Source organism: Halioglobus japonicus, assembly GCF_001983995.1.
Taxonomy (GTDB): Bacteria; Pseudomonadota; Gammaproteobacteria; order Pseudomonadales; family Halieaceae; genus Halioglobus; species Halioglobus japonicus.
This window is the reverse complement of the sequence record NZ_CP019450.1, coordinates 3,833,833-3,852,312: the sequence shown is the minus strand read 5'-3', so window position 1 is coordinate 3,852,312 and position 18,480 is coordinate 3,833,833. Positions and strand designations below refer to the sequence as shown.

At 58.3% G+C, this 18,480-nt stretch carries 19 protein-coding genes; 10 read left to right on the top strand and 9 right to left on the bottom strand.

What is annotated here, in order from left to right:
• Positions 1-3 precede the first annotated feature (3 nt).
• Both apbC and dcd read left to right on the top strand, forming a co-directional pair.
• On the top strand, positions 4-819 hold the full coding sequence (apbC, locus tag BST95_RS18140; protein WP_084200833.1) for an iron-sulfur cluster carrier protein ApbC: 816 nt from the start codon (positions 4-6) through the stop codon (positions 817-819).
• Positions 820-837: 18 nt separating this feature from the next.
• A complete protein-coding gene (gene dcd / locus BST95_RS18135; protein ID WP_066050794.1) occupies positions 838-1,407 on the top strand; it encodes a dCTP deaminase in 570 nt (189 codons plus the stop codon).
• Positions 1,408-1,463: 56 nt separating this feature from the next.
• Here dcd and BST95_RS18130 read toward each other — a convergent pair whose 3' ends face one another.
• Genes BST95_RS18130 through purM form a run of 3 tightly spaced genes read right to left on the bottom strand, consistent with a single transcriptional unit; the run spans position 1,464 to position 3,866 of the window.
• Positions 1,464-2,189 carry a DUF3108 domain-containing protein gene (locus BST95_RS18130; RefSeq protein WP_084200832.1) on the bottom strand — a complete coding sequence of 242 codons (726 nt, stop codon included), beginning with the start codon at positions 2,187-2,189 and terminating at the stop codon, positions 1,464-1,466.
• Positions 2,170-2,832, bottom strand: coding sequence for a phosphoribosylglycinamide formyltransferase (gene purN / locus BST95_RS18125; protein ID WP_373295062.1), 663 nt, complete (start codon positions 2,830-2,832; stop codon positions 2,170-2,172). Before purN ends, BST95_RS18130 begins: the two co-directional genes overlap by 20 nt.
• Positions 2,826-3,866 carry a phosphoribosylformylglycinamidine cyclo-ligase gene (gene purM / locus BST95_RS18120; RefSeq protein ID WP_084200830.1) on the bottom strand — a complete coding sequence of 347 codons (1,041 nt, stop codon included), beginning with the start codon at positions 3,864-3,866 and terminating at the stop codon, positions 2,826-2,828. The genes purN and purM overlap by 7 nt, the downstream gene beginning before the upstream one ends.
• Positions 3,867-3,998: 132 nt before the next feature.
• Between purM and BST95_RS18115 the strand changes: the two genes are divergently transcribed.
• The 4 genes from BST95_RS18115 (at position 3,999) to BST95_RS18100 (ending at position 7,917) form a co-directional block, all read left to right on the top strand.
• The gene (locus BST95_RS18115; protein ID WP_169843993.1) at positions 3,999-5,030 is read left to right on the top strand and encodes a DUF2066 domain-containing protein; all 1,032 of its coding nucleotides are present in this window, start codon (positions 3,999-4,001) and stop codon (positions 5,028-5,030) included.
• Positions 5,018-6,100, top strand: a complete 1,083-nt coding sequence (locus BST95_RS18110; protein ID WP_084200828.1) for an AI-2E family transporter — start codon at positions 5,018-5,020, stop codon at positions 6,098-6,100. The genes BST95_RS18115 and BST95_RS18110 overlap by 13 nt, the downstream gene beginning before the upstream one ends.
• Complete coding sequence (gene hda, locus BST95_RS18105) at positions 6,090-6,785, top strand: DnaA regulatory inactivator Hda (RefSeq protein ID WP_066050776.1); 696 nt, start codon at positions 6,090-6,092, stop codon at positions 6,783-6,785. Before BST95_RS18110 ends, hda begins: the two co-directional genes overlap by 11 nt.
• Positions 6,786-6,876: 91 nt before the next feature.
• The gene (locus BST95_RS18100; protein WP_084200827.1) at positions 6,877-7,917 is read left to right on the top strand and encodes an OmpA family protein; all 1,041 of its coding nucleotides are present in this window, start codon (positions 6,877-6,879) and stop codon (positions 7,915-7,917) included.
• A gap of 60 nt (positions 7,918-7,977) precedes the next feature.
• Here the strand turns inward: BST95_RS18100 and BST95_RS18095 are convergent, their stop codons facing one another.
• From BST95_RS18095 to BST95_RS18080, 5 genes are read right to left on the bottom strand one after another with little or no spacing between them, the layout of a single operon-like run.
• Positions 7,978-8,541, bottom strand: coding sequence for a DUF3014 domain-containing protein (locus BST95_RS18095; RefSeq protein ID WP_084200826.1), 564 nt, complete (start codon positions 8,539-8,541; stop codon positions 7,978-7,980).
• On the bottom strand, positions 8,469-8,894 hold the full coding sequence (locus tag BST95_RS19850) for a hypothetical protein (RefSeq protein ID WP_157114516.1): 426 nt from the start codon (positions 8,892-8,894) through the stop codon (positions 8,469-8,471). Before BST95_RS19850 ends, BST95_RS18095 begins: the two co-directional genes overlap by 73 nt.
• Positions 8,895-8,922: 28 nt before the next feature.
• On the bottom strand, positions 8,923-9,708 hold the full coding sequence (locus BST95_RS18090; protein WP_084200825.1) for an amidohydrolase: 786 nt from the start codon (positions 9,706-9,708) through the stop codon (positions 8,923-8,925).
• The gene (locus tag BST95_RS18085; protein ID WP_084200824.1) at positions 9,696-10,844 is read right to left on the bottom strand and encodes a methionine aminotransferase; all 1,149 of its coding nucleotides are present in this window, start codon (positions 10,842-10,844) and stop codon (positions 9,696-9,698) included. Before BST95_RS18085 ends, BST95_RS18090 begins: the two co-directional genes overlap by 13 nt.
• Positions 10,845-11,321, bottom strand: coding sequence for an Lrp/AsnC family transcriptional regulator (locus BST95_RS18080; RefSeq protein ID WP_084200823.1), 477 nt, complete (start codon positions 11,319-11,321; stop codon positions 10,845-10,847).
• Between the two features lie 135 nt (positions 11,322-11,456).
• On the opposite strand from BST95_RS18080, the gene BST95_RS18075 reads away from it, so the two are divergent.
• The 4 genes from BST95_RS18075 (at position 11,457) to BST95_RS18065 (ending at position 17,932) form a co-directional block, all read left to right on the top strand.
• Positions 11,457-14,411, top strand: coding sequence for an indolepyruvate ferredoxin oxidoreductase family protein (locus BST95_RS18075; protein WP_240500230.1), 2,955 nt, complete (start codon positions 11,457-11,459; stop codon positions 14,409-14,411).
• Complete coding sequence (locus BST95_RS20750; RefSeq protein WP_338073427.1) at positions 14,312-14,944, top strand: DUF6537 domain-containing protein; 633 nt, start codon at positions 14,312-14,314, stop codon at positions 14,942-14,944. Before BST95_RS18075 ends, BST95_RS20750 begins: the two co-directional genes overlap by 100 nt.
• A 33-nt stretch (positions 14,945-14,977) precedes the next feature.
• Positions 14,978-16,036, top strand: coding sequence for a Glu/Leu/Phe/Val family dehydrogenase (locus BST95_RS18070; RefSeq protein ID WP_084200822.1), 1,059 nt, complete (start codon positions 14,978-14,980; stop codon positions 16,034-16,036).
• 84 nt (positions 16,037-16,120) lie between these two features.
• Positions 16,121-17,932, top strand: a complete 1,812-nt coding sequence (locus BST95_RS18065) for a DUF885 domain-containing protein (protein ID WP_084200821.1) — start codon at positions 16,121-16,123, stop codon at positions 17,930-17,932.
• Here the strand turns inward: BST95_RS18065 and BST95_RS18060 are convergent, their stop codons facing one another.
• Positions 17,933-18,157 (bottom strand): hypothetical protein, encoded by a 225-nt coding sequence (locus BST95_RS18060; protein ID WP_084200820.1) that lies wholly within the window; start codon positions 18,155-18,157, stop codon positions 17,933-17,935. It lies immediately after the preceding gene.
• Between the last annotated feature and the right edge of the window lie 323 nt (positions 18,158-18,480).

Sequence of the window (18,480 nt, the reverse complement as noted above, 5' to 3'; positions counted from 1 at the left end):
CTCATGAACGAAGTTAAACATATTATTGCTGTCGCCTCCGGCAAGGGTGGTGTTGGCAAATCGACTACTGCCGTCAATCTGGCATTGGCCCTGAAGGCGCGCGGTGCCGAGGTCGGCCTGTTGGATGCCGATATCTACGGCCCCAGTCAGCAGTTGATGTTGGGGGTGGCAGACGATGTGCGCCCCGAACAGCAGGGGGGGCAGTTCCTGCTGCCGGTGAAAGCCCAGGGGCTGAAAACCATGTCCATGGGATACCTGGTGACGGACAAAACGCCCATGGTGTGGCGCGGTCCTATGGCCGGTGGCGCCCTGGCGCAAATGCTCGAGCAGACATTGTGGGGGCCGCTGGACTACCTGATTATTGATATGCCTCCCGGCACCGGTGATGTGCAGTTAACGCTGTCGCAGAAGGCCCGGGTTGCCGGAGCGGTGATCGTGACCACGCCCCAGGACATTGCCCTGCTAGACGCCCAGAAAGGTGTGGAAATGTTCCGCAAGGTGGATATCCCGATCCTGGGTATCGTGGAGAATATGGCGATGCATGTGTGCAGTAACTGTGGCCATGCTGAGCATATTTTTGGCGAAGAGGGTGGCCAGAGAATGGCGGCCGAGTACGGCGTACCCTTGCTGGGAAGCCTGCCACTACAGCGCAGTATTCGTGAACAGACTGACGCAGGTAACCCCACCGTTGTCGCCGAGCCAGACTCAGCGGTCGCTGGGCTATACCTGGCGATGGCGGACAAGATTGCCGCCAGCCTGGCAAACCGTTACGACAGCGCGGTGAAACAGTTCCCCGAGATCAAGATTTCAGACGACTAATTAACAAGAGCGATCAGGATGAGCATCAAAGCAGATAAATGGATTCGCCGGATGGCGCAAGAACAGGGCATGATTGAGCCGTTTGAGTCCGGCCAGGTTCGCGCCGGTGAGGACGGCAGTCGCCTGATCTCCTACGGGACGTCCAGCTACGGCTATGACGTTCGTTGTTCTAACGAGTTCAAGGTGTTCACCAATATCAATTCTGCAACGGTTGATCCGAAGGGGTTTGACGAGGGCAGCTTTGTTGATGTCACCAGCGATGTCTGCGTGATTCCGCCAAACTCCTTTGCCCTGGCCCGCACCGTCGAGTACTTCCGTATTCCGCGGAACGTACTGACGATTTGCCTGGGTAAATCCACCTATGCGCGCTGCGGCATTATCGTGAATGTGACGCCACTGGAGCCCGAGTGGGAAGGGCATGTCACCCTGGAATTTTCCAATACCACCACCCTGCCGGCGAAAATCTACGCCAATGAAGGCGTCGCACAAATGCTGTTCTTCGAGTCAGATGAAGTGTGTGATGTGAGCTACAAGGACCGTGGTGGCAAGTATCAGGGACAGACGGGTGTGACGCTGCCCAAAGCCTGATAGCGAGTCTTTGATCAAAAACGGGGCCAATGGCCCCGTTTTTGATTGCGCTTCATTTACTTACCGATGTCAGCGTTGAGCAGGACCATCTCTACCGGCTTGCCGTCTTCAATATGGACGGTTTTTACCATAAGGTAATCCAGCTCGGGGGCAATCCAGGTGTTCGATGAGCGGTCCGGTTCGTCGTGAATACGCTCGAAGTGCAGGGTATTGAACTTGCCCATGGGGGTTTCGATCTCTTCCTCGCCGCGGAAGGTCAGCGTGTAGTCCTTAACCCGTTTACCGTCGGCCACGCGGATGGTGATGTCTTCCTTGGGGGTGGGATCATTGAGCAGAAACAGCCGCAGTTGTTCCTGTTGGCTCATGCGGTCCAGCGTGCCCTCGGTATAGGGCAGGTCGTACCATTGGTCCTTGTACAGGCTGCGGATAACGTCGGAGCCTGGCGTAAAGTGCACTTCGCGACGCCGATTGATCAACCCCGACCCCTGATAGACATAGGATTTAGGCAGGACTTTTTCTTCGTCGGTATTGAAGACACTGATCTCCTGGAAGCCGACCACCATGATCTTGCCACCATTGGTCAGAGTGTAGCTGCCATCCTTGTTCGCCTGCAGTTTGCGGGTGAGGTTCAGGCCAATGCCGCGAGCGGTGGTTCGATATTGGGCAGTGTAGGGTTGCAGGGTGGTTTCAGCGGCATAGGCCACTGGAGAGCCCGTAGCAAGCGCGACGCCCAGCGTGAAGGCCGGGAGAGAGAAAAACGTTTTAGCGAGTACCTTCAGCATAATCGATACCTGTTGCGGGAACGGTCTCGCCATCAAGGCGGGCGCCGGTCGCCGTCAGTTGCAGTCGCCCCTCAAGCTGCCAGCGGGCGGCGATGGGGTATATCATGTGTTCCTGCACAATCACCCGTTGTGCCAGTGTCTCGGCGGTATCTCCCGCTTCTACCGGAACCCGGGCCTGGATAATGGGCGGGCCGCCATCCAGTTCCGGCGTCACGTAGTGTACCGTGACGCCCGCTTCGGTGTCGCCGGCATCCAGGGCACGCTGGTGGGTGTGCAGACCCGGATACTTGGGCAGCAGTGATGGATGAATGTTCAATAATTTTCCGGCAAAAGGTTCGATAAATACCGGCGTAAGAATACGCATAAACCCGGCCAGAATGACCAGATCGGGCTCATAAGGTGCCAGTGCATGGACGAGGGCCGCGTCGAAGGTTTCGCGGGAATCATAATCCCGATGATTGACGCATACCGTGGTGATGCCGGCCTCGGCCGCCCGCCCGAGACCGGCCGCATCAGGGTTATTGCTCAAGACCAGGCAGATATCGGCCTGGAGGTCGCCCTTGGCACAGGCGTCGATGAAGGCTTGCATATTGGAGCCGCGACCCGAAATCAGGATCGCAATGCGGGCTTTTTCGCTCACGATGACAGCACAACCTCGTGGTTTCCTGCGGCGATGCTGCCGATACGCCATGCGGTGTGCCCTGAGGCCTCGAGAGAGGCCAGGGTGGCGGCCTCATCGGCAGCGCTGACGCAAACGACCATGCCCACGCCACAGTTGAATGTGCGGTACATTTCGCGGGTTTCCACATTGCCCTGGGCCTGCAGCCACTGGAACACTTCGGGCCACTCCCAGCTCTCAGTGTCTATCTCGGCGTTGGTGTTGTCGGGCAGCACCCGGGGCAGGTTTTCCAGCAGCCCGCCACCGGTAATGTGAGACAGGGCCTTGACCTCCACCTGCTTGAACAGCGCAAGCAGGGCTTTCACATAAATGGTGGTAGGGGCGAGCAATGCCTCGCCCAGGGTGGTGTCGCCCATGGATTGGCTGAGATCGGCACCGCTGACTTCAATGATCTTGCGGATGAGTGAGTAACCGTTGGAGTGCGCGCCGCTGGAGCCAATGCCGATCAGCACATCGCCCTCGGCCACCTTGCTGCCGTCGATAATCTCGGATTTCTCGACCACGCCGACGCAAAAACCGGCGAGGTCATAGTCTTCACCCTCGTACATGCCGGGCATTTCGGCGGTTTCGCCACCGACCAGCGCTGCGCCAGACAACTCACAGCCCTTGCCAATGCCTTCAACCACGGCCGCGGCGGTATCCACATTGAGTGCGCCAGTGGCGTAATAGTCGAGGAAAAACAGGGGTTCGGCACCGGCGACCACGAGGTCGTTGACGCACATCGCCACCAGATCAATGCCGATCGTATTATGGATGCCGAGATCCATTGCCAGGCGCAGTTTGGTGCCTACACCGTCGGTACCGGAGACCAGTACAGGCTGCTTGTAACCCTCGGGGATTTCGCAGAGCGCGCCAAAGCCGCCCAGACCTCCCATGACCTCGGGGCGTGCAGTGCGCTTGGAGACACCTTTGATGCGTTCCACCAGGGCATTACCGGCATCGATGTTGACCCCTGCGTCCTTGTAGCTGAGTGAAGAAGGGCTGCTGCTGTCAGTCATGGGCTGTTGCGTCCAGAATGGTTGCGAAATGGGCGGCTATTTTAGCTCGCCAGCTCCCGCGGCGCACCTGCAAATTGTAAGCGTGGCGGGGGCTGCTACAATGACGGCCTGATCCATCACGGGAGCATGCCAGTGCTCGGAATAATCGCCCGTCTGTTAGGGGCCAGCCTGATGTTGCTGGCCGTAGCCGCATCTGCCGATGTGGTTCGCAATCTATACTCCGCCTCCGTGCCGGTGACCGACCAGAGCTCCCAGGCGCTGGCAGCGGCCTCGCGCGATGCCCTTGGCCAGGTGGTTATCAAGGTCTCAGGCAGTGAAGGCGCACTCAATGATCCTTCGGTTCAGAAGGCGATGGCCGGCGCGCGAGACCATGTTCAGCAATATGCCTTTGCCGAAGGTGAGGGCGGGCTGGTGGCGCGTTTTCAGTTTGAGTCCGGATATGTGCAGCGCTTGGTCAAGCAGGCCGGGCTACCCCTGTGGACGGCCAATCGGCCGCGGGTAATCGCATGGCTGGTGGCTGAGCAGAATGGCGACCGGCAGTTTGTGAGCATGGATACCACGCCGGATCTGGCCCGCCAATTAATGGCGGAGTTTGATCAGCGCGGTATTCCCGCACAATTGCCACTGTACGACCTTACCGATGCGACAGCTGTTAGCGTGGATGATGTGTGGAACCTCGACGGTGGAGCACTGCAGGCGGCGTCCCAGCGCTATGGCGCGGAAGACGTGCTGTTTGGGCGTGTGGTGGCCATGTCGACAGGCGAATGGCTGGGAGACTGGAGTTATCTCGATGGTCGCAATCGCCTCGATCGCCACGCATCTGCCCCGGAATCTGCCAGTTTCTCCCGCCAGGGGGTGGGGCTGGCCGCAGAGAGCATGGCCAGGCGATACGCGGTTGTGACCAGTGCCGGCGATGATGCGCTGGTGATGCTGAACGTGTCTGGCATCAATGAGTTTTCTGCTTACGCGGAACTGGTGGCCTGGTTGGAAAATCTGGAGCTCGTTGATCATGCCAATGTGCGCCGAATCGCCGGCGATCGAGTGGAACTAGCGCTGGTGTCGCTGGCGGAGGCCGACGACCTTGCCAAGCTGATTGAATTGAATGAACACCTGGTGGCCCAGGGTGGTAGCGTCGGCGCACTGGAGTACCTATGGCAGAACTAACGCCCCCAGAGCAAGCGGTTGTGAAACGCTGGCCGTTGCTGCTGGCTACTTTCGTAGTCGCCGCCGTATTGCTCTATCTGTTGGAGCCTATTCTCAGCCCGTTTGTACTGGGAGCGTTGATCGCCTACCTCGGTGATCCACTGGTGGATGCCTGGGAGCGTCGTGGTCTCAGCCGCACCGGCGGTGTACTGGTGGTATTCCTACTCTTCACCTTGCTGTTTCTTGCCGCTGTGCTGTTCGCCGTGCCGAGGTTGCTGCATCAGTTGGATGCGTTGGTGTCACGGGTGCCGGATATCTACTATTGGGTGACCCAGGTGGCCATTCCGTGGCTGCAGGACCGTCTTGATCTACCCGGCTCCAGCTTGCCGCAAATGGATTGGTCGGAGCAGGTGGCCAACAACTGGCAGTCGGTGGGTAAATTCACTGCCAGTATGCTCAGACAGATCACCGGCTCGGGTGCCAACCTGTTATTGGGGCTCGCCAATCTTGCCCTGGTCCCTGTGGTTGCCTTCTACCTGATGCGTGACTGGGATCTGTTAGTGGCCAAGGCCTTAAATCTGCTGCCGGTGGCCTGGCAGGACCGGGTTGGATACATGGTCGGAGAGGCAGATGAAGTGGTTGGCGCTTTTCTCCGCGGACAGTTCCTGGTGATGTGTGCACTGGGTGTTATCTACAGTATCGGGCTGTGGCTGGTTGGTGTGGAGCTGGCGCTGTTGCTCGGGTTGATTGCTGGCCTCGCCAGTATCGTGCCTTATCTGGGCTTCCTGGTGGGCATTCTGGCTTCCTTTATCGCAGCTTATGCGCAGTTTGGTGAGTGGACAGCCCTGATCTGGGTGGCCATTGTGTTCGGCATTGGCCAGGCCCTGGAGTCGATGATTCTTACGCCCGTGCTGGTCGGTGACCGCATAGGCCTGCATCCCGTGGCAGTGATTTTCGCGCTGATGGCGGGCGGCCAATTGGCCGGCTTTGTCGGCGTTGTACTGGCGCTACCGGTAGCCGCTGTCATTATGGTTTTTGTGCGCCATGCGGTGGCGCATTATCGAGCAAGTGAGTTGTACCATGGCGAGTGAAGCTCAGCTGGCGCTGCCAGTCTTCCTGCGAGACGACGCCACATTTGAAAACTATCTGGCGGGGGACGGGGGCGCTGTATTGCTCGGTAGCCTGCGTCAGCAGGTTGCCGCCGAGGGCGAGCCGGTCATTTATCTTCACGGCGGCTCGGGCAGCGGCAAGTCACATCTGCTGCAGGCGGCCTGTCACCTGGCCGGCGGTGGAGCGCTGTATTTGCCCCTGGCCGAACTGGCTGGCTACGCCCCGCAGGATGTGTTGGCGGGCGCAGAGCATATGGCGTTGCTGTGCCTGGATGATCTGGATGCTGTGGTCGGCAACGACGCCTGGGAAATGGCGTTGTTCAATTTGTACAACACTGCCCGCGAAACAGGCTGCCGTCTGTTGCTCGCCGCGGCTGCTTCACCGCGAGCACTTGAAGTTGATCTGGCAGATCTTCGCTCCCGCCTTGCATGGGGAGTGGTGCATCACCTGCCCGCCAGCGACGACGAACGCAAGTGCCTGATACTCGAATTCCGCGCGGCGCTTCGCGGCCTGCAACTGCCCCCGGAGGTTGCCGCCTACCTTGTAAAGCGTGCTCCACGCAGCCTGGATGGGTTGCTCGATTGTCTGGATAAACTCGATCGAGCGTCGCTGGCCTATCAACGGGCGTTGTCCATACCGTTTGTGAAACAGACGCTGGGGTTTTAGCGAACGAATACCCGTGTCTTTGGCTGGCGCTGTCACAATCGAGTGCTACTCTTTGGAGTCATGTAACCAAACCTTAGAGAGCGGTATACCCATGAAAAAAACTTTTCTCCGTTCGGCCGTACTGGCGGCCACAAGCCTGGCTGTCGTTACGCCCGCCGCCCATGCCGAGATTCCCCTGACCCTTAATTTAGGTATGGGCCTGTGGAAAAACGATGGCTCGCGTGAACTGAATGACACCGAGACGCCCTGGGCGGGGCTGGAGTGGGCATTTAATGACAAGTGGGCGGCTGAGGTGTTGTATGCCGATGACGATACCCGCACCGAAGATGGCATGGGCCGCGCCGATATTGTCACCTGGCAGCTCGGAATGAAGTATTACGGTGGCAGCTATATCGGTGATGCGGGACGCATTCGCCCCTATCTGGCGTTTGGTGCTGGCGAGATCGACATTGATTATGGCGATGCCGATACGGTGGAGACCACCTTGAATGGTGGTCTTGGTGCTCGCTGGATGATTACTCAGCGTCTGGGTCTGTCTGGAGAGGCGCGGATGCTCTACAGCCTGGACGAACATTACAAGGACACGCTGCTAAGCGTTGGTCTCAACTACTATCTCGGTGATGTAGACGGCACTTCGGGCGCAGGTGCCAGCGACGCCGACGCATACACGTTCAGTGATGAAGACGGTGACGGCGTGGCCGATGATATGGACCAGTGCCCGGGTACACCTGCCGGCACACGGGTCGATTCCGTAGGCTGTCCGCTGCCGGTCACCCAGGTCGCTTCGATCAAGATGATGGTCAACTTTGGCTTCGATTCGTCCACGGTAGAGGAAAAGTACTTCAATGATGTGAGCGAACTCGCCGACTTCCTCAAGCGTTTTGAGGACGTCCATGTGGACATTGAAGGGCACACCGACAGCAGTGGCCCCGAGAGCTATAACCAGAGCCTGTCACAACGCCGCGCCCAGGCTGTGGCTGACCTGCTGGTTAATGAGCACGGCATAGCACCACGGCGTGTGGAAGCGAAGGGTTATGGCGAGAGTCAGCCTGTGGCGGACAACGCCACCCGTGAGGGTCGCGCTGAAAACCGACGTGTCATGGCGACGCTGGAAGTGGAGTACGCAGAGTAAGCTTGCCAGCACAGTACCCGCGCAAGCAGCCTGCTTGCGTGGGTATCTCGGCTGGCCCACCTACTGCGCAGGCGCCTTTAAGAGCGCAGCCCGAATGGCAGTGGCGTGGGCCTGTAGCTTGCGCTGATTGTCAGGCCCCATGCGAATGAGCTGTTTGGCCAGCGGGCTCAGATTTTCCAGCTCCGGGTCGACGTAGTGCCAGGTAGTTATATCTTTCTCCAATGCGGCCGGCTCGGAAGGCACAGGGGCTGCAATGACAGTGTCCAGTGCTCTGATCAGCGAATTATCCAGTTGTTCTTCCTTGTAACCCAGTGACGCATAGGCCTCCTCCAGCAGCGGTCTGAAGGTGTGGAAGGTTGCCGCCAGCATGTCTGCGTCCAGGCCTGTAATCGCCTGGGTGTAGGCATCGTAGCGATCGTAACTGGCGGGATCGATATAGGCGATATCGCCCTTCTCAATGACGGCAAATTGTGTCGCTGGTGGCGCCAGTTTAAAGACCTCATAGAAGACGCGGCCCTGGCTGGTGGCATCGATAAGCCCTGCCATGCGATTCAGTAGCTGGTCGTTCTCCAGGCCCGCCTCGAGCACACTGCCGGCGACCATCGGGGCGCTGGTGTCGCGCACGACAGGATCGCTGTCTTCCAGCGCAAGCGGGGTGGTGGGGGCGGTGTGTTCGGCTCAGGTAAAGCCTCAACCGGATCTGGCTCGGGGATATCCGGTGCGGGTGTGACAACCGGTTCCGGTTCGGGCAGCGGTTCCGGGGGAGCTGCCGGCGTAATCTCTGTGACTGTCGGCTCGGGCGCGGGGGGCTCTTCCGAACCCAGCATAAACCAGGCGCCAATCAGCGCTATCAGGATAATGCCGATAACAATGGAGAGTAGGGGTGGTCCACTGCTGGATGATTCGAATTCGTCGTAGGGACGATCCTCCTGGTCCGCTTGCATGGGTTGCTCCGTGCCTTCGTTGTCGATATTCATTCGACTCCCCCGGTTGAATTCCGTTCACTTACATCAGCTTAAACTCATCTGCATCCGCGGCAAAGGGAAAACGCTTGCGGTACTCAGCCAGTTCCTCGCCTGAGAATGTGGCGGTGCGAACGTCTTCGGCACCCGCCATATCGATAGCGAGTGTGCCGTCTGCTTTCACGGCGAGACTGTCTCCACTGTAGCTCAGATTATTGGCGTCGTTGCCAATACGATTGACCCCGACCACACAGGCCTGGTTTTCAATGGCGCGGCCAACCAGCAGTGATCGCCAGTGCAGGGCGCGAGTGTCCGGCCAATTGGCGACAAACAGTGCCATGTCGTAGTCCCCCTGATTGCGGGCGAACACCGGGAAGCGCAGGTCGTAACACACCTGGAGGAGAATGCGCCATCCGCGCCAGGCGACCACAACGCGTTCCTTGCCCTCGCCATAGCGTTTGTGCTCTCCCGCCATGCGGAATAGGTGGCGCTTGTCGTAGTGATGGCAGTTATCTGGTGTGACGAACAGCATGCGGTTGTAGACCGTTGTCTGTTCCGCCTCGGTAACCGGCGCAATCGCGACGCTGCCGGTAATGGCGCAATCGTATTGTTGGGCCAGCGCCTGCATCCATTGTTCGGTGGCGCCGCCGGGTGCCTCGGCATTGGCCAGGGCATTCATTGAAAAACCGGTGGTGAACATTTCTGGCAGTACGATCAGGTCTGACTGGGCGGCATGTTCGGCGATCGACTTGGCGATTTGCCGGCGATTGTCTTCGGGTGACTCCCAGGCCAGTGGCCGCTGAACCAGAGTGACGTTTAAATCTTGCATAGAATCTCCGCTGCCTGCAGCAGTACCTCGTCGGACTTGGCAAAGCAGAATCGCAGATAGTGTTGCGCCTGCGGCTGCTCGGAAAAAATGGATATGGGGATGGAGGCGACACCTACGTCGCGCGTCCACTGTTCGCACAACTCATAATCCGGCGTATCAGTAATGGCGCTGTAGTCCAGCAGCTGGAAATAGGTGCCTCCGCTGGGGGTGATCTTGAAGCGCGAATCTGCCAGGGCATTGTAGAACAGATCGCGTTTCGCCTGGTAGAAGCTGGCGAGGGTCTGCGGGTAGCCTGGTTCCGCCGCGAGGAAGTCTGCGATGGCCTGTTGGACGGGGGTTACCGCCACGAACGCCACGAATTGATGCACTTTGCGCATCTCTGCGGTGAGTGCAGGCGGCGCCACGCAATAGCCGGTCTTCCAGCCCGTGACGCTGAATGTCTTGCCAAAGGAATAGTGGGCGAAGCTGCGTTGGCGCAGGCCTTCCCATTGCAAAACGGAGCAGTGCTGCCTGCCATCGTAAATCAGGTGCTCGTAGACTTCGTCGCTACTGACCAGCAGGTCATGCTCCTCCGCCAGCGCCTGCAACTCGTCCATGTCTGCAGGGGTAAATGTGCTGCCCGTTGGATTGTGCGGTGTGTTGACCATGATCATGCGGGTGCGCGGGGTAACGGCGTCGCGAATTTTCTGCCAGTCTGGCGAGAAACCATCGTTGCCCAGCGGCACGTGGATAGCCACGCCTCCGGCCAGTTCGATAGAAGGTTCGTAGCTGTCGTAGCAGGGGTCGAGCACAATTACTTCATCGCCGGGTTTCACGCAGGCCATCACGGCGCAGTAAATGCCCTCGGTGGCTCCTGGTACCACGGTAATTTCAGTGTCGGGGTTTACGGAAACGCCCCGGGTAAGTTGCAACTGATGTGCCAGTTGTTCGCGCAGCGCGGGCAGGCCGGCCATGGGTGCGTACTGGTTGTGGCCCTCCATGGTGGCCCTGGCGAGCGCCTCGCGCAGCCCCAGCGGAGCCTCGAAGTCCGGGAAGCCCTGGGAGAGATTGATGGCATTGTGCTCTGCGGCCATGGCCGACATGCGGGTAAAAATGGTGGTGCCGACCTTGGGCAGCTTCGTTTGCAGGGTGACCATTTACAGTTGGGTATCCAGTGGTAGTTCGGTGGTGTTCTTGATTTCGGTAACCGCCATATGCGAGTGCAGCTCGCGTATGGAGGGGCTGGCGGTGAGTGTGTTACGCACGAATTCCTCGTAATGGCGAATGTCGCGAGTGACGATCTTCAGCATATAGTCCCATATCCCGGTCATGGTGTAACACTCGGTGACTTCCGGGTGGCCCACAATGGCCTGTTCGAACTCGATCAGGTTCTGGCGCCCGGTAGAGGTGAGGTTAATGGTGGCGAATACTACCACGTCCATTCCCAGGGCGGCCCGGTCGAGCAGGGCCACGCGTCGCTTGATCAGGCCGTCTTCCTCAAGGCGATTGATGCGGCGCCAGCAGGGTGATTGAGACAGGTTGATGCGCTCGGCGATGGCGGCGGTGCTTGTCGTGGCGTCCCGCTGGAGTATTTTCAGGATTTCTACGTCCTGTTTGGCCAGTGATTCGGTCATATTATTCTCTTATGTATTTTCAAATAGATAATTTATGCATATTTTGTCTTAAAACGTGCGTAAATCAAATAATAATTCCCGCTGGAATCGCTCAGAATATCGGCACTAATAAGCATGGCCGGCATGGTGATAGCAATGGGATCCGCTCAGTTCCGTAAAGTCTCTCTGGACGACAAATATGCACTGGATGCAACGCGTGCTTATATGACAGGCATTGAGGCGTTAGTGCGCCTGCCGATGCTGCAGCACCAGCGGGATGTGGCGCGCGGGTTGAACACAGCGGCATTCATCTCGGGCTACCGGGGTTCCCCGCTGGGTAACGTCGACCAGGCGATGTGGAAGGCACGGCCGTTCCTTGCCGAGCACAATATTCACTTCCAGGCAGGTATTAACGAAGACCTCGCCGCTACCGCCGTGTGGGGTAGCCAGCAGACCAACCTTTTTCAGGGCGCCAAGTACGATGGCGTGTTTGGCATGTGGTATGGCAAAGGCCCTGGCGTCGACCGGTCCATGGACGTGATCAAGCACGCCAATGCCTTTGGCACCTCGCGCTATGGCGGTGTACTGGCCGTTGCCGGTGATGACCACGCCTGTAAGTCCTCAACCTTGCCTCACCAGTCTGAGCACATGTTTATGGGCGCTTCTGTGCCTGTACTGGCACCTGCCAATGTGCAGGAAGTGCTCGATCTTGGCGTTATGGGTTGGGAACTGTCGCGCTACTCGGGTTGCTGGGTGGCACTCAAGGCCATTACCGAAAACATGGATTCGGCGATTTCCGCCGATGTCGATCCCGGGCGTATTCAGATTGTCGTGCCGGAGGACTTTGACCTGCCGGAAGACGGTGTCCACGGCCGCTGGCCGGACAAGCCCCTCGACCAGGAACTGCGGCTCAACAAATACAAGATTTACGCGGCGCGCGCGTTTGCCCGTGCCAACAGTATCGACCGGATTGTGGTCGATAGCCCCAACGCCAGGTTGGGCATTATCACCAGCGGTAAGGCCTACCTGGATGTTATGCAGGCGCTTGAGGATATGGGCATTACCGAGGCCGTGGCTGCGGAAATCGGCCTGCGTGTTTACAAAGTGGGCATGCCCTGGCCGCTCGAGCCGCAGGGTACCCATGAGTTCGCCGAAGGCCTTGAAGAAATACTTGTGGTCGAGGAAAAGCGCTCGATCATCGAAGACCAGTTAACGGGCCAACTCTACAATTACCCTGTGGGCTCCCGCCCCCGCGTGATTGGCGAATTCGACGAAGACGGCCGCGATCTGCTGCCAAACCTGGGTGAGCTTACCCCGGCGACAGTAGCCCTGGCGATTGCCGGCCGTGTGCGCAAATTCTACAACTCCGAGAGCATGGAACAGCGCATCCGCTGGATCGAGGAAAAAGAAGCCTCGCTGGCCACACCGCGCGACACCATTGAGCGCGTACCGCACTTCTGTAGCGGCTGTCCGCACAACACCTCAACCAAAGTGCCTGAAGGCAGCCACGCTCTGGGTGGCATTGGTTGTCACTATATGGCCACCTGGATGCCTGACCGCGAAACGCACACGTTCACGCAAATGGGCGGCGAGGGTGCGACATGGATTGGCCAGGCGCCGTTTACCGATACTGAACACGTGTTCCAGAACCTCGGCGACGGCACTTACTTCCATTCGGGCATTCTCGCTATTCGCGCTGCGGTATCCGCCGGTGTGAACATTACCTACAAAATTCTGTACAACGATGCAGTGGCTATGACCGGTGGGCAGCCCATTGATGGCCCCCTGAGTGTGGGTGACCTGATACTGCAATTGCGCGGCGAAGGCGTGCGCCGCATTACGCTGGTGAGCGACGCACCAGAACAGTGGCGCGGCCAGTTCCGCGATGTGCCGGGCTTCAGTCTGCATCACCGCGATGAAATGGACGCGCTGCAGAAAGAGCTGCGCGAATTCAAAGGCACCTCGGTGATTGTCTACCAGCAGACCTGCGCGGCGGAGAAGCGCCGCCGTCGCAAGAAGGGCATCATGGATGACCCCAACGTGCGGCTCTTTATCAATGACGAGGTGTGCGAGGGCTGCGGTGACTGCAGCATTAAATCCAACTGTCTGTCTGTTATGCCCAAGGAAACAGCACTGGGCCGCAAACGAGAGATTGACCAGAGCGCCTGTAATAAAGACTACAGCTGTGCCAACGGTTTCTGCCCGAGTTTTGTTACCGTGGTGGGCGGCAAGCTGAAGAAGTCGGCGGGTGACCTGAGCGGCACTGACGTTCTCTTTGATCCCCTGCCCGAGCCCCAGCTGCCTGCACTGGAGCGCCCCTGGAATACGGTCGTGACAGGTGTGGGCGGCACTGGTGTGCTGACAATTACCGCGCTGATGGCCATGGCCGCACACATCGAGGGCAAGGGTTGTGCCACCATGAACCAGACTGGTCTCGCCCAGAAATTTGGCGCCGTCGTCAGCCATGTGCGGGTGAGCAACCACCAGGATGAGATCAAGGCGGTGCGCATTCCCGCGGGTGAGGCCGACCTGCTGGTAGGCTGCGATATGGTCGTGACCTCTACTTACGAGGCCATGGGCAAGGTTGCTCATGGGCGTACACGAGCTGTGGTCAACGACAAGGAAGTGGCCACTTCTGCCTTTGTGTTAAACCCGGATGCGCCGTTCCCGACCGCCTCGATGAAGGACAAGATCGAAACGGAAGTCGGCGACAACGCCTGCCACTTCATCAACGCGACCGAAATTGCGACTCAGCTACTGGGCGATTCCATTGCCAGCAATCTGTTCCTGTTGGGCTTTGCCTGGCAACAGGGCCTGGTGCCCGTGTCCGCCGCTGCCCTGGAGCAGGCCATTGAACTCAATGGCGTGGCTGTTGAATTTAATAAACAGGCGTTCCTGTGGGGCGCCGCTGTGCCCATCAGCCCCAGAAAGTACTGCAGCTGGTGCGTAGCGAGGCGCCTGAGAAGTTTCCCGAAACACTCGATGAAGTACTCGAGGATCGCGCCGCTCGACTGGTCAGCTACCAGGGACAGGCACTGGCCGACGAGTATCGCGCTGAAATACAGGCACTGCGTAAGCGTGACCCCCACTCCGAGAATAGCCATTCACTGACACTGGCGGCAGCCAGGCAGTTGTTCCGGATGATGGCGATTAAAGATGAGTATGAAGTGGCTCGCCTGTATTCCGACGGTGAATTCCAGCGCAAGATTGAAGCGCAGTTTGAAGGTGATTTTGAGTTGCGCTTCAACATGGCTCCGCCGCTGCTGGCCAAGCGTGATCCCGATACGGGTGATCTGCAGAAACAGGCCTACGGCCCCTGGATGATGAAAGCCTTCGGTCTGCTCGCGAAGCTGCGCGGCTTGCGCGGTTCTGCGTTAGATGTGTTTGGCTATACCGCAGAACGCAAACGTGAGCGTCAGGATCTGGCGGAGTTTCGCGCCATGCTGGCGGAGTTTGCGGGTGGTCTGGACGATGGCAACTACGCGGCTGCGGTAGAAGCGGTGGATGATACGCGCCGTCTGCGCGGCTATGGCCACGTCAAGGACCGCAATCGCGAGCGGGTGTTGGCCCAGCGGGATGTATTCATGAAACGTTTCCAAGGGGATGTTTCCGAAGAGACTGTGCAGTTCGTTAACGCTGCCTGATATCGATATAACAACACAATAGAGGATAAGTGGATGTCCATCTTCTCAGCACCGGCTTTCGATAGCCATGAACTGGTTACCTTTGGTAGAGACGAGGCCACCGGCCTGCGTGCGATTATTGCCGTTCACAGTACGACACTTGGTCCCGCCGTGGGGGGGTGCCGAATGTTCCCCTATGTCAGTGAAGACGACGCCCTGCATGATGTGCTGCGTCTGTCGCGTGGCATGACTTATAAATCAGCTCTGGCGGGCCTGCCTTTTGGGGGCGGTAAATCGGTGATCATTGGCGATTCTCGCAAAGACAAAACCCCTGAACTCATCCGTGCGATGGGTGACTTTGTCCACTCCCAAGGTGGCCGCTATGTGGCTGCGGAAGATTCCGGAACAGGCGTTGCAGACATCCGCCTGATGGCCGAACGCACGCCCCATGTCAGTGGTATGGACGACAATGAATTTGGCGGTGATCCCTCGCCCAGCACGGCCTGGGGTGTATTTATCAGTATCCGCGCAGCGGTAAGACACCGTTTGGGGCAGAGCGATACCCGGGGTGTACGCGTGGCGCTGCAGGGGCTTGGGCATGTGGGCTATTACCTCGCCAAATTCCTGGTCGCCGACGGTGCAGAAGTTGTTGCTGCCGATGTGAATCAGGCCAACATCGACCGCGCAGTGGCAGATCACGGCATCCACGTGGTTGACCCCGGCAGTATTCTCTCAGAGGAGGCGGATGTATTTGCGCCTTGCGCCATGGGCGCGGTACTGAATGTGCAGTCGATCGAGCAACTGCGCGCGGGAATTGTGGCCGGTGCGGCCAACAACCAGCTGGCGACTGAGCAGGACGGTGCTCGCCTGATGGATCGCGGCATACTTTACTGCCCGGATTTTCTGATCAACGCCGGCGGTATTATCGATGTGCATCATCAGCGTGTGGGCTCCACTGAAGCGAAAAAGCGTGAACACGTTAATCACATCGAACATACGCTTTCCCAGGTACTGACGCGTGCGGACGAAAGTCATCGCGAAACCAACCTTATTGCCGAGACATTGGCAGAAGATATTCTGCACTCTGCGCGCAGCAAGCCGCTGGCGGCCTGATCGGCCTCGAGGCTGTTACAAACCCCCTTTGGGATGGCATTATTGCCATCCCTTTTTTTTATCTGTCACTCAAAGGAAATCACCATGCGTGCATTGATTGCCGCCGTCGCAGTATCGCTGGTTGGCCAAACCGCCGTGCTGGCAGCCAGCCCGAAGCCGCCGCCCCTGAATAACTGGCTGGACCAGGCTTACGAGCAGGAGCTGCAGGCCAGCCCCATGACCCTGACCGCCTACGGGAGCAAGGAAAAATACGACCAGGTAGACGACTGGAGCGTAGCCGCGCAGGAGCAGGAGACAGCGACGTTGGTGGATAGTGCTGCGCGGATGGCACAACTCTATGATTACGATGCACTTACGCCCCAGGAACAGGTGTCGTTCGACTTCTGGACGTTCCGCGCTGACAGCGATGCCGCCCAGCTGCCTTTTCTGTATCACGGATATGTCTTTGACCAGTTTCGGGCACTGCACACCTATCCGGTGCGTTTTCTGCTGAATTATCACCGCGTAGATTCCGACGCTGACATGGTGGCCTATATAGAGCGTGTCAAAGGCCTTGCTGGTGCTCTGGGTCAGGGACTGGTGAGGGCACAGAAGGCCGCATCCATGGGTATTCGTCCACCGCGTTTCGCGTATGAAACGGTTATTACCGAGTCTCGAGGCGTTATTTCAGGGAAGCCTTTCGCCGCTGAGGGTGAAGAGTCTGTCGTCTGGGCAGATGGTGTTGCCAAGATTGCGGCCCTGCACGATGCCGGCACTATCGACGCCAGGCGTAAGGACGCGCTGACAGAAGCACTCGCGCAGGCCCTGCGCGAAGATTTTCAGCCTGCCTATGAGGCACTCATCGCCTGGCATGAAGGTGATATCGAAAATACCTCTGCGAGCCCGAAAGGTGTGCACAGCCTGCCTGATGGTGACGCCTACTACGCAGAGCGCCTGGCCTTCTATACGCATTCCGATATGTCGGCGGAAGAAGTCCATCAACTGGGTCTCACTGAAGTGGCGCGCATTCAGGCAGAGATGGCGACAATTATGCGTGAGGTGGGGTTCAAGGGCAGTCTGCAGGATTTCTTTGCCTACGTCCGTGACGATGAGCGCTTCTATTACCCCGATACCGATGCGGGGCGTGCAGCCTATATTGTCGATGTGAAACGCCTGCTCCTGGAACTGGAGCCTAAGCTTCCCGAGTACTTTGGGATTCTGCCCACATCACCCTTGGAAGTGAAACGGGTAGAGCCCTATCGTGAGCAGGATGGTGCGGCCCAGTTTTACCAGGTGGGTACCGCCGATGGATCGCGGCCGGGTATTTACTATATCCATTTATCTGACATGACGGCCTACAACAAGACCGATCTGGAGACCACTGCATACCACGAGGGTAGCCCGGGGCACCACATGCAGTTGTCGATCGCCAAAGAGCTGACGGGCATTCCCCAGTTCCGCAACAATGTGGGTTACTCAGCCTATTGGGAAGGCTGGGCACTTTACTCGGAATACCTGGCGCTGGAAATGGGCGCGTTCCAGGACCCGTACAATAACTTCGGGCGGCTGGTAGCAGAGATCTGGCGCGCGATTCGGCTGGTGGTTGATACAGGCCTGCACGCGAAAGCGTGGAGTGAGGAGCAGGCTGTGGACTACATGCTGAATAATTCGGCTATTCCTGAGAGCGCTGTTCGCTCCGAGATCCAGCGCTACCTGGTGGCGCCTGGGCAGGCGACCTCATACAAAGCCGGCATGTTGAAAATTCAGGCGTTGAGAGCGGATGCCGAATGCCGCCTGGGTGAGCAGTTCGATATTCGCGAGTTTCACGACACGGTGCTTGGCGGCGGTGCAGTCCCGTTGCCCGTGCTGGAGCAAATGGTGTCGAATTGGGTAGAGGGTAAGCGCGAAGAGCAGTAGCTACTCTTCGCGTTCCTTCATGCGGCTTGCGCCCGGCTTCCACCGGGCGAAAGCGCTGGCGATCAGCCATACCGCCAATGGCAGTGTGTACTTTATGGGTATGAGGGCCAGCAGGAACTCTTTTCTCTCTGGTGTGGCTGATGCATAGACTTGTAGGTCGGTCGCGATGACTACCACGATGAAGCATGTCAGGGCGAATAGAAATGCGTTTGAGAGACGGGTCATTAGATAGCCCTCTTGTCTGTCTGGTTTCAGATTCTGCTAGGGTTCGAATGACGCCCGCGATGCGGTAGAGCGCGGCGAAGCACTGTGCGACGGGGGCGTTATTTGTCGTGAGAATAGATTGCTAGGTGAAGGTGGGGCAATGTGCGAGTAGGAGCTGGCATTGCCGCCGGCTACAAGCACCGCTTCATTTGTCGAGATCTCTCTTTTCTGTGTGCATTTAGCTTTCATGACGTTTCCTTGGAGCGCGTTGCGCTCGATGTTTTTGCCCTAAAGACTTCAGTGCGCTTTGGCTTGCTTGGTTTACCACGCATCCTCATAACACT

Bases quoted from the DNA above. Each gene is read 5' to 3' on its own strand.
- apbC (WP_084200833.1), top strand. From the start codon at position 4: ATGAACGAAGTTAAACATATTATTGCTGTCGCCTCCGGCAAGGGTGGT.
- dcd (WP_066050794.1), top strand. From the start codon at position 838: ATGAGCATCAAAGCAGATAAATGGATTCGCCGGATGGCGCAAGAACAG.
- BST95_RS18130 (WP_084200832.1), bottom strand. From the start codon at position 2,189: ATGCTGAAGGTACTCGCTAAAACGTTTTTCTCTCTCCCGGCCTTCACG.
- purM (WP_084200830.1), bottom strand. From the start codon at position 3,866: ATGACTGACAGCAGCAGCCCTTCTTCACTCAGCTACAAGGACGCAGGG.
- BST95_RS18110 (WP_084200828.1), top strand. From the start codon at position 5,018: ATGGCAGAACTAACGCCCCCAGAGCAAGCGGTTGTGAAACGCTGGCCG.
- hda (WP_066050776.1), top strand. From the start codon at position 6,090: ATGGCGAGTGAAGCTCAGCTGGCGCTGCCAGTCTTCCTGCGAGACGAC.
- BST95_RS18100 (WP_084200827.1), top strand. From the start codon at position 6,877: ATGAAAAAAACTTTTCTCCGTTCGGCCGTACTGGCGGCCACAAGCCTG.
- BST95_RS19850 (WP_157114516.1), bottom strand. From the start codon at position 8,894: ATGAATATCGACAACGAAGGCACGGAGCAACCCATGCAAGCGGACCAG.
- BST95_RS18090 (WP_084200825.1), bottom strand. From the start codon at position 9,708: ATGCAAGATTTAAACGTCACTCTGGTTCAGCGGCCACTGGCCTGGGAG.
- BST95_RS18085 (WP_084200824.1), bottom strand. From the start codon at position 10,844: ATGGTCACCCTGCAAACGAAGCTGCCCAAGGTCGGCACCACCATTTTT.
- BST95_RS18080 (WP_084200823.1), bottom strand. From the start codon at position 11,321: ATGACCGAATCACTGGCCAAACAGGACGTAGAAATCCTGAAAATACTC.
- BST95_RS18075 (WP_240500230.1), top strand. From the start codon at position 11,457: ATGGGATCCGCTCAGTTCCGTAAAGTCTCTCTGGACGACAAATATGCA.
- BST95_RS18070 (WP_084200822.1), top strand. From the start codon at position 14,978: ATGTCCATCTTCTCAGCACCGGCTTTCGATAGCCATGAACTGGTTACC.
- BST95_RS18065 (WP_084200821.1), top strand. From the start codon at position 16,121: ATGCGTGCATTGATTGCCGCCGTCGCAGTATCGCTGGTTGGCCAAACC.
- BST95_RS18060 (WP_084200820.1), bottom strand. From the start codon at position 18,157: ATGACCCGTCTCTCAAACGCATTTCTATTCGCCCTGACATGCTTCATC.